This window comes from Geodermatophilus sp. SYSU D01186, assembly GCF_054050215.1.
Map to the genome: position 1 here is coordinate 1 of NZ_JBJGYW010000068.1, position 7,766 is coordinate 7,766.

Consider the following 7,766-nt stretch of genomic DNA (forward strand, 5'->3'; position numbering starts at 1 on the left):
GGCGGCCCCCGGGGGGGGGGGCGGCGGGCGGCACGGGGGGGGGGCGGCGGGGGGGGGGGGGGGGGGGGCGCGCGGGGGGGGCCCCGCCCCCCCGGCGGGCTCAGCGGGTGGGCGCCATGCCCAGCCAGCGCCAGGCGTTGTTCCAGAGGATGTCCTCGAGGACGTCCTCGGGCAGCCCCATCGACTTCAGGGTGCGGCCGGCCGGCTCCTCGCGCGGCATGGCGGGGAAGTCGGAGCCGACCAGCAGCCGGTCGGAGCCGAGCAGGTCGATGAGGTAGGTCAGCGCCCGGCGGTCGAAGACCAGCGAGTCGTAGTAGAAGCGCCGCGCGAACTCCAGCGGCGACGGCCCGTCGTCGGGCATGACGGCGCGCTCGGGGTTCTTCGGCTCCTCGTTCCACGAGCCGCCCCAGAAGTACTGGTGGCGCGGGATCATCAGCGGGTAGCCGCCGGCCGCGTGGCTGAAGGAGATCCGCAGGTCGGGGCACTTGGCCGCGGTGCCGCCGGTGACCATGGAGGCCGCCGCGAAGGCGCCCTCGACGCCGACGACGTAGGTGCCCATGGCCGACATCGGCAGCCGCTCGGTCGGCGAGGGCATCGCGTGCACGAAGACCGACAGCCCCAGGCGCTCGACCTCGGCGAAGAACGGCAGGAACTTCTCGTGGCCGATCGAGGAGCCCAGGATGTTCGAGGCGATCTCGACGCCCTTGAGGCCCTGCTCCTTGATCGCGGCGAGCTCGGCGGTGGCGGCGTCCGGGTCCTGCATGGGGACCATGCCCAGGGCGATCAGCCGGGTCGGGTCGGCCTGCACCAGGGTGGCGCTGAACTCGTTGACGTGTCGGGCCAGCGACAGGCCGTCGTCCAGGGGGAGGTCGTAGCGCAGCAGCGGCGGCATCGGGGTGAGCACCTCGACGTCGACGCCGTTGGCGTCCATGGCCTCGATGCGGCGCTCGGCGTCGAAGAAGACGTCCTTGGCCTTGAACTGCATCTGCCCGAACAGCAGCGTGCGCGCGGTCTCGCCGTCCACGGCCTCCATGCGGGGGAAGCACTCGGGCGAGTCGGCCGGGTAGTCGTACGGCAGCAGGTGGGCGTGGGTGTCGATGAGCATGCGGTCCTCCGGTCAGAGGTTCGGGTGGACGGAGACGTGGACGGCGGACTCGCCGGACACCTCGCCGGCGAGGACCTCGATGGCGTGTGCCGTGTCGTCCAGGCCGAAGGTGTGGGTGTGCAGCCGCTCCAGCGGGAAGCGGCGGGACTCGATGAGCGCGATCGCCTCGGCCATCGCCTTGGCGTCGACGCCGAACGCGCCCTGGACGGTCAGCGCCCGGTTGATGATCAGGTCGGTGCGCAGGGGGATCTCGCGGTTGCCCTTGATGCCGGCGAGGACGACGCGCCCGCCGTGCTTGGTGGCCAGCAGCGCGTCGGTGACCGGGCCCGCGGCCATCGGGGTCAGCTCCAGGGTGACGTCGACGCCGCGGCCGCCGGTCAGGTCCTGCACCCGCTCGACGACGTCCTCGGCGGCGTCGCCGTCGACGACCAGGGCGTGGTCGGCGCCGAACTCCCGGGCCAGCGCCAGCTTGTGGGCGTCGGCCTCCAGGCCGGTGACCACGACCGTGCCCGCCCCGGCGGCCTTGGCGGCGATGACCGCGGCGATGCCGCGCAGGCCGGAGCCGAGCACGAGGACGGTGTCGCCGAGCTGGACCTGGCCGTAGTGGAGCGCCCACCGGACGCCGGCGCCCATCGAGTTGTACATGGCCGCGACCTCGACCGGCAGGCTGTTGTCGATCTTGTGGACGACGGACCCCGGGGCCAGGTACATGTACTCGGCGAACCCGCCCCACAGCGACGGCGCGACGTCGATCGGGGTGACGCCGTGGCCGCCGACGCGGTTGCGGCAGGCCTGGTAGTTGCCGACCAGGCAGTCGAAGCAGTTGCGGCACGGGATGACGACCTCGAGGGCGACCCGGTCCCCCGGCTGCACGCCCCAGCGCTTGGCGGCGTTCTCGCCGACCTCCTCGACGATGCCCATGGGCTCGTGGCCGGGGATGAACGCCGGGCTGTCCGGGCGCGCGTGGCCCTTGTAGAACTCGACGTCGCTGCCGCACAGGCCGTTGGCCTCCAGGCGGAGGAGGCCGTCGTCCGGCCCGACCTGGGGCCGGGGGAACTCCTGGATCTCGATCTTGCGCGGGCCCACCTGGACCGCGGCGCGCACCATGTCGGCCAATTCGTCCTCTTTCCTCGTACCGAGCCGGGAACCGGGCGCCGATCGGCGGGCGCCGTCCGGGCGCCGGACCCCGGGCGGGACCGCGCGGGGGCCCCGCACCACTCGTGTGCCGCGGGTCACGCTAGGTCGGCCGCGAGCGGCGTCACCACGGCACTTCCGCCGTGCGGTGGACCGGTCCCCCGTCCTCAGGCGGACGGCTGGAGGAGGAGACCGGGGTCGACGTCGGCGGGCGTGCGGCAGCCGGTGAGGGCCATGGCGCGCAGCAGCTCGGCCCGGAGCAGCTCCAGGACCCGCTCGACGCCGGCCTGCCCGCCGGCGGCCAGCCCGAAGAGGTAGGGGCGGCCGACCATCACCGCGGCGGCGCCGAGCGCGAGGGCCTTGAGGACGTCGGTGCCGCGCCGCACGCCGCCGTCCAGGAGGACCGGCACCCGCCCGGCCGCGGCCGCGACGACCGCCGGCAGCGCCTCGACGGTCGCCTGCACGCCGTCCAGCTGCCGCCCGCCGTGGTTGGACACGACGATCCCGTCGACGCCGGCGTCCAGCAGCCGCGGGACCTCCTCCGGCCGCAGCACGCCCTTGACCACCAGCGGCCCGGCCCACTGGTCGCGGACGAACGCCAGGTCGTCCCAGGTCACCGGCCGCGGCGAGGCGAGGACCTGCCGCTGCGTCGCCCAGGCCGACAGCCGGCCGTCGCGGCGCGTGGGCAGGTTGCCGCGGAGGAACTCCACCGCCCACGCCGGGCGCGAGGCGCCGTGCAGGAGCATCCCCGGCGTGGGGCGGACCGGCAGGGCGAAGCCGTTGCGGCGGTCGCGCTCGCGGCCGCCGAACACGGGCGTGTCCACGGTCAGCACCAGCACCCGGTAGCCGGCGGCGGCCACCCGCTCCAGCGCCGCCGGCACCTCCTCCCGCGCGGCCGGGAGGTACAGCTGGTACCAGAGCCCGCCCCCGCCGGCGCGGGACACCTCCTCCAGCGGGTAGCCGGTCACCGTGCTCTGCACGTAGACGGTGTCCTGGGCGGCCGCGGCGGCGGCGACGGCCAGCTCGGCCCGGCGGTGCGCGACCCGGCCGCCGCCGGTCGGGGCCAGCAGCACGGGCAGGGAGACCCGCCGGCCGAACAGCTGCACCGACGGGTCGACGTCGGCCACGTCGGCCAGGACGCGGGGCCGCAGCCGGATCTCCCGGAAGGCGGCCTCGTTGCGGGCCAGGGTCAGCTCGTCGTCGGCACCGCCGTCGACCATGTCGAACACCGGCCGCGGCAGGCGCCTCCGGGCCAGCTCGCGGACGTCGGCGAGGTTCACGGCCGAGCGCAGGCGCACGGTGCCTCCTTGCGGGCCCGGGGCCCGGAACGGCCCGGCGGGGACGGCCGGAGCCGTCCCCGCCGGGGATGAGCGGTCCCGCGGGCCCCGGTTCCCCGGGGCCCGCGAGCAGAGGGCGGGTCAGCCCTGGGCGCGCCAGACCTCGTCCCAGATGACGCCGGAGTTGACCAGCAGCGGCGGGATCTTGGTGGTCAGACCCGGACCCTGCACGCCCTCCACGGCGAGGTTGGCCGGCGCGAAGGCCAGACCGAAGGGAGCGTAGAAGTTGTCCGCGATCCGCTCGGCGGCCTGCCGGTACAGGTCGGCCCGGCCGTCCTCGTCCAGCGTGCCGGCCGCCTCGTTGAGCAGGGCGTCCAGCTCCGGGTCCGCGATGCCGCTGAACGGCGAGGTGGAGTTGAAGCGGAAGCCGACGCCGACACCGGCGGCGGGGTCCCAGGCGCCTGCGGTCTGCAGCATCGCCTGCCACTCGCCGGAGTTGAACGACTCCACGAGGCCGGAGAGCTGGAAGTCCTCGATGGTGACGTCGATGCCGGCCTCCTGCCACTGCGTCTGCAGCGCGGTGTTGATCTGCGTGGCGACGTAGTTGCTGATCGTGCCGAGGTTGACCGTCAGGCCGCCCAGCTCCTGCACCAGCTCCTTGGCGCGGTCCAGGTCGTACTCCGGGTAGCCGTCGACCTCGCGCTCGTAGAACTTGCCGCCCGGCGCGGTGAAGCCCTGGCTGACCTCGTAGGCACCGCCGAAGATGCCCTCGTTGATGGCCTCGAAGTCGGTGGCCCGGTAGATCGCCTCACGGGCCCGCGGGTCGGTGAACGGCCCGGTCTTGGTGTTGAGCTGGATGACGTAGGGCGAGGTCGCCGCCTGGATGGTCACCTGCATCTGCCCGTTGGCCTGCGCCTGCTCGACCAGCGGGGTGGTGTTCATGCCCTCGTAGGCCTGGGCCTGGCCGGCCTGCAGCGCCTGGTACGCGGGCTGGTCGCCGCCGATGGACTGGAAGGTGAGCTTGTCCAGGTAGGGCAGGCCCTCCTTGAAGTAGTTCGGGTTGCGCTCCAGCTCCAGCGTGGTGCTCAGCTGGTTCTCGACCACGGTGAAGGGGCCGGCGCCGACGGGCTTGATCTTGAAGGCGTCCTCGCCCATCTGCTGCAGCGCCGTCGGGGAGGCGATCCAGTTGACGTTGCTGGCCGGGAAGCCGGACATGACCGCGCCGTTGGGCGAGGTGAAGGTGATCGACACCGTCAGGGGGTCGATCACCTTGATCGGGTCGGTGGCCAGCTGCCAGGTCGGCTTGCAGCTGCAGGGCGCGGCGAGCGCGCGCTCCCAGTTGAACTTGACCGCCTCGGCGTCAAGCGGCGTCCCGTCGCTGAACTGGATGCCGTCGCGCAGCTTCACGGTCAGCGTGAGCCCGTCGTCGGACAGCTCGGCGCTCTCGGCCTGGTTGCCCTCGATGCGGGCGTTGGAGCCGTCGTCGTCGGCACGGAGCAGGAACAGGCCGCCGTAGATCGCCTGCATCATCGCGATGTTGGCGCCGCCGGTGGTGTTGGACGCCGGGTCCAGTCCGGTGGGCCAGCTGCCCGCGAACGCGGCGTCCTCGAGGACGGTCAGCTCGCCACCCTGCTGCGGTTCGCCGGCGGCGGCCTGGGTGCCGGTGTCGGTGTCGCCGGTGTCGCCACCGCCGCACGCGGACAGCGCGAGTGCGGTGGCCAGGAGGATGGACGGGATCGTCCTCTTCTTCATGTGGTTGCTCCCCTTGCTGGGTCGGCCTCGAGACAGGTGCGGGCTGAGCTGGGAGGTGCGGGTGGAGCCGCCGGCGGACCGCTGGTCACCGGCCGTGCCAGTGACGCGCGTCACTGCGTCGCACAAGATCCTGGGCGGCGCCGAGCGGACGGACCGGCGCTTGCACGTGGCGGAAGACAACTTCGGCACTGCCCGCTCCACCTGCGCGTTCGCGGATAACGAATCGGTCGCGATGGGCCGGGAGAGCGCCTGGCAGGGTGGGCGCCGTGGAGTTCGCTGACGTCGTCCGCCGTCGCCGGATGGTGCGGGACTACGACCCCGACCGGCCGGTCCCCCCGGAGGTGCGCGAGCGCCTGCTGGAGCACGCGATCCGGGCGCCGTCGGCCGGGTTCAGCCAGGGCTGGGCGTTCCTCGTGCTGGAGTCCGCCGAGGAGCGGGCGCGGTTCTGGGCGGCGACCACCGGCCCCGGCACCCCCGACCCCTGGCTGGTGCGGATGAGCCGGGCGCCGCTGCTGGTGGTGCCGATGTCGTCGAAGGCCGCCTACCTGGACCGCTACGCCGAGCCGGACAAGGGCTGGACCGACCGTGACGAGGCCCGCTGGCCGGTCCCCTACTGGGACGTCGACACCGGGATGGCGGCGCTGCTGGTGCTGCTGACCGCGGTCGACGAGGGGCTGGGGGCCTGCTTCTTCGGGGTCCCCGGCGAGCGGGTCGAGGCGTTCCGCGCCGCGTTCGGGGTCCCGGACACCCACCGGCCGGTCGGCTGCGTCTCGGTGGGGTACCCCGGCGCCGAGGACCGCCGCTCCCCCTCCCTGCGCCGCGGGCGGCGCGGCGTCGACGAGGTCGTGCACCGCGGTCGGTGGTGACCGGCGCCCCTGGTTGACTGCCGGCGTGACGATCGACGACGAGTCCCGCGCCGTCCTGGTCACGGGTGGCTCCCGCGGCATCGGCCGCGCCATCGCCCGGGCCTTCGCGGAGCGCGGCGACCGGGTCGCCGTCCACTGGGGCGCCTCGCGGGAGCGGGCCGAGCGGGTGCTCGCCGAGCTCCCCGGCGACGGCCACGTGCTGGTGCAGGCCGACCTCGGCGACGCCGCGGCGGTCGCCGGCATGGTGGACGACGCCGCCGCGGCCCTGGGCGGGCTGCAGGTGCTGGTCAACAACGCCGGGGTGTTCACCGCGCACCCGCCGCTGGCCACCTCCTACGAGCAGTGGCAGGAGGCCTGGTCGCGGACGCTGGCGGTCAACCTCGTCGGCGCCGCCAACGCCACCTTCCGGGCGGTGCCGCACCTGATCGCCGCGGGCGGGGGCGCGATCGTCAACGTCTCCAGCCGGGGCGCCTTCCGGGGCGAGCCCGACACCCCCGCGTACGGCGCGTCCAAGGCCGGTCTCAACGCCTTCGGGCAGTCGATGGCGCTCGCCCTCGCGCCGCACGGCATCGCGGTGGGCACGGTGGCCCCGGGCTTCGTGCAGACGGAGATGGCGCGGGAGGTGCTCGACGGGCCCGGCGGCGACGCGGTGCGGGCGCAGTCCCCCTACGGGCGGGTGGCCCGGCCCGAGGAGGTCGCGTCGGCGGTGCTGTGGCTGGCCTCGCCGGGGGCCCGGTTCTCCACCGGCACGATCATCGACGTCAACGGGGCCTCCTACCTGCGGAGCTAGCACTGTGTCCGCGACAGAACCGCCCGGCCGACTCGCGAGACCACCGCGCCCCGGGCCGGACCCGGTGAACGTCCACGCAACGACGCTCCGGGACATCGGCGCAAGGCGTCCGGCTTGACGATGTCTCCGCGGGAACGCTCACCGGGCGACAGCCGCGACGTGCTTCCGGGGCCGGCGACCGGTCTCGGCGAGAGGGTGCTGCAGGAAGGCAGTGCCTGAGCTCCTCTGCCGACCGGTCACCGCACTGGCTCCCTGCCGACCGTGAACATCCGATCGATCGTTCGCACCCACGCCGCCTGGATGTCCCGGGGCTGACCCTCGACGACGTTCCTCAGGTCGGCGAGCGCGCTGGGTCCCTCGTTGACGAGGATCTCGAAGCTGAGCCGAAACACCAGCTCACAGATCTCCTCCAACTCCAGACCTGCATCGAGCAGAGGCTGGATGATCCAGTGCCGCTCCTCTTCCGTCAGCCACACCACGACTGACCTTCGCGGGGCGCGGCCCGGGTGGATGCACGCCGAGAGGTCGCCGACGGGACTTCGTCAGCCGACCACACGGGGACAGCGAGCCGGCTGGGATCAGGAGTTGGTGGGCACACCGAGCCCGACCCCGACCTCGACCCTGTCCCCGTCCCAGAGCGGCCGACTGTGGGACACATGCGGCCGACGGCGTTCCCACCCGAATGTGTGGGAGGGGGCTCGCCGCCGCAGCACCCTGTTCTCGGTTGGGGGGGGGGGGGGGGGGGGGGGGGGGGGGGGGGGGGGGGGGGGGGGGGGGGGGGGGGGGGGCGCGGGGGGGGGGGGGCCGGGGGGGGCGCGAGGCGGCGCGCCGGCGTGGGGGGG

Annotated in this window: 8 protein-coding genes; 3 read left to right on the forward strand and 5 right to left on the reverse strand. The window is 74.2% G+C overall.

Features of this window, described 5'->3' with window-relative positions:
* Window positions 1-100: 100 nt before the first annotated feature.
* The 4 genes from ACI784_RS25000 to ACI784_RS25015 form a co-directional block, all read right to left on the reverse strand.
* A complete protein-coding gene (locus ACI784_RS25000; RefSeq protein WP_456925611.1) occupies window positions 101-1,105 on the reverse strand; it encodes an amidohydrolase family protein in 1,005 nt (334 codons plus the stop codon).
* Window positions 1,106-1,117: 12 nt separating this feature from the next.
* A complete protein-coding gene (locus tag ACI784_RS25005; protein ID WP_456925622.1) occupies window positions 1,118-2,212 on the reverse strand; it encodes a zinc-dependent alcohol dehydrogenase in 1,095 nt (364 codons plus the stop codon).
* 194 nt (window positions 2,213-2,406) lie between these two features.
* Window positions 2,407-3,537, reverse strand: coding sequence for an alpha-hydroxy acid oxidase (locus ACI784_RS25010; RefSeq protein ID WP_456925612.1), 1,131 nt, complete (start codon window positions 3,535-3,537; stop codon window positions 2,407-2,409).
* A 120-nt stretch (window positions 3,538-3,657) separates the two neighbouring features.
* The gene (locus ACI784_RS25015; protein ID WP_456925613.1) at window positions 3,658-5,268 is read right to left on the reverse strand and encodes an ABC transporter substrate-binding protein; all 1,611 of its coding nucleotides are present in this window, start codon (window positions 5,266-5,268) and stop codon (window positions 3,658-3,660) included.
* 61 nt (window positions 5,269-5,329) lie between these two features.
* Here ACI784_RS25015 and ACI784_RS25020 point away from each other — a divergent pair, with 61 nt between their 5' ends.
* The 3 genes from ACI784_RS25020 to ACI784_RS25030 are packed head-to-tail and all read left to right on the forward strand — an operon-like array spanning window position 5,330 to window position 6,924.
* Window positions 5,330-5,548, forward strand: coding sequence for a hypothetical protein (locus tag ACI784_RS25020; protein WP_457015315.1), 219 nt, complete (start codon window positions 5,330-5,332; stop codon window positions 5,546-5,548).
* Complete coding sequence (locus ACI784_RS25025; protein WP_456925614.1) at window positions 5,535-6,134, forward strand: nitroreductase family protein; 600 nt, start codon at window positions 5,535-5,537, stop codon at window positions 6,132-6,134. Before ACI784_RS25020 ends, ACI784_RS25025 begins: the two co-directional genes overlap by 14 nt.
* Window positions 6,135-6,159: 25 nt before the next feature.
* Window positions 6,160-6,924, forward strand: a complete 765-nt coding sequence (locus ACI784_RS25030; RefSeq protein WP_456925615.1) for an SDR family NAD(P)-dependent oxidoreductase — start codon at window positions 6,160-6,162, stop codon at window positions 6,922-6,924.
* 236 nt (window positions 6,925-7,160) lie between these two features.
* Here ACI784_RS25030 and ACI784_RS25035 read toward each other — a convergent pair whose 3' ends face one another.
* Window positions 7,161-7,403: a hypothetical protein gene (locus ACI784_RS25035; RefSeq protein ID WP_457015316.1), complete on the reverse strand. Its 243-nt coding sequence runs from the start codon at window positions 7,401-7,403 to the stop codon at window positions 7,161-7,163.
* Window positions 7,404-7,766 lie beyond the last annotated feature (363 nt).

Coding starts and splice junctions, on each gene's coding strand:
- ACI784_RS25000 (WP_456925611.1), bottom strand. CDS start 1,105: ATGCTCATCGACACCCACGCCCACCTGCTGCCGTACGACTACCCGGCC.
- ACI784_RS25005 (WP_456925622.1), bottom strand. CDS start 2,212: ATGGTGCGCGCCGCGGTCCAGGTGGGCCCGCGCAAGATCGAGATCCAG.
- ACI784_RS25015 (WP_456925613.1), bottom strand. CDS start 5,268: ATGAAGAAGAGGACGATCCCGTCCATCCTCCTGGCCACCGCACTCGCG.